The sequence below is a fragment of the Sinomonas sp. G460-2 genome, assembly GCF_047759905.1.
Lineage (GTDB): Bacteria > Actinomycetota > Actinomycetes > Actinomycetales > Micrococcaceae > Sinomonas.
In genome coordinates this window covers 1-1,625 of sequence record NZ_JBKZWT010000506.1, presented here as the reverse complement: position 1 = coordinate 1,625, position 1,625 = coordinate 1, and the positions used below count along the sequence as shown (strand labels likewise).

At 71.9% G+C, this 1,625-nt stretch carries 2 protein-coding genes; both read right to left on the bottom strand.

Annotated elements, in window-relative coordinates:
* Window positions 1-820: ECF transporter S component (locus tag ACLN58_RS21940; RefSeq protein WP_415857326.1), on the bottom strand; the 820-nt coding region annotated here is incomplete at its 3' end.
* Between the two features lie 113 nt (window positions 821-933).
* Window positions 934-1,625: nucleoside hydrolase (locus ACLN58_RS21935; RefSeq protein ID WP_415857325.1), on the bottom strand; the 692-nt coding region annotated here is incomplete at its 5' end.

Sequence of the window (1,625 nt, the reverse complement as noted above, 5' to 3'; positions counted from 1 at the left end):
CCGCCTTGATCTCCGCCTCCGCCGAGCGCTTTGCGCCCGCGAGCACGCGGTGCCGGCGGACGAACTCGAAGCGCTGCGTGCTCCGCCGCGGGAGCGCGTACGCGAGGGCCGCGGCGATGGAGAACGTCACGAGCTTGTCGGGGAGATCCGACGTGAAGGCGCCGGTCGTGACCGACTGGACGAGGCCCTCGCCCGCAGCGCGGAAGAGCGCGATGACGGCCCCGGTGGCGCCGGTCGCGGTTCCGCCGAACACGATGACCGCTATGGGCGCCGCGATGGCCGCCGCGACGAAGCCCGTGACAACCCCCGCGACCGGCACCAGGTAGAAGCGGCGCACGAGCCCCCACCGCGCGGCGAGCCCGGCGAGCGCGCCGATCGCGGCGGCGCCGGCGGCGAACGGGAGGACGCTCGGGTTGAAGAACGACCACACTAGAGTGCTGAGCAGGCCCGTCGCCGCACCTGCGGCGGAACCCGCGAGGAAGCCCACGAGCACGGTGCCGATCGAGTCGAGGTAGATCGGCACGAGCGTGCTCCCGACGAACTGGCCGAGCACGATATTGAGCACGAGGGCCACGGGGATGAGGGCGAGCGTCGTGGTCGGCAGTGTTGGGAGGATGCCTGCGAAGAGCAGCACCATGGCGATGCCGAAGCCCGTCAGCGCGACGAGCGCAGAAGCGGCCGTCGGGCCGTTCGCGACGTCGGCCGGCTGGGACACGATGAGGAACGCGTAGGTCGCGACGACGGCCGCGGCGCCGAGGATCGTCAGGATGATCCGTAGGGGCGAGCGGCGGGGCGCGTCAACCGTGAGCTGATGTGACATGGCGGTGTCCTTTTGATGGTGAGAGGGCCCGCGGTATGGGTCCTCGGGGCTGCGGACCGGGTTCCGCCTCATGTCACCTCGGCGGAGGCCCCTCGTGGGGGCCGGTTGCGAGTCTAGCCGAGCCGCCGCGCGAGCGCTCCGACCGACGTGACGAACTCGGCGAACGCCTCGGCCGGCCGGTTGCCGCTCACGATCCGCGCGTTCGAGGGCTCGCCCCACAGCCCGCGATAGTCGGCCACAGTCGTCCCGACGAGCCGCGGCGCCTCGGTCTCAACGTGGACGCTCGCGCTCCGCGTCGCGAAGCGTGCGGTGCCGGCCGCGACGCTCGCCGCGAAGTAGTCGTGGACGTGGGCCACGTAGCCCTGGTCGTACAGCCGGTGGAACTCGAAGTAGAAGCGCAGCATGTCGCTCATGTGCCGGACAAGGCGATTCGACGCGCGGCTGCGCAGCCCCTCTGCGTCGCCCGGGAGCACGAGCTCGGGCATGGCGCAGTCCGCCGCCGAGGCGAGCTCCGCGAGGTGCTCGGGGTGCATCTCGATGCGCTCGGTCGTCTCGAGCGCGCACACGATGGGGAGCCGTTCCTCGGGCAGACCGGCGAACGCCGCGAAGACCTCGGCCGCCGCGTGGGGGTCCACGTGCGTGTTCCACTCGGCCGTCGGGGTCGTGTTGCCCTGGTAGAAGAACGAGCCGCCCATGATCACGACGCCCTTGAGCAGCTCTGGGAGCCGCGGCTCGGCCCGAAGCGCGCGCGCGAAGTTGGTCAGGGGCGCCGTGAGGAGGGCCGTGAGTTCTCCCGGGCGCGACC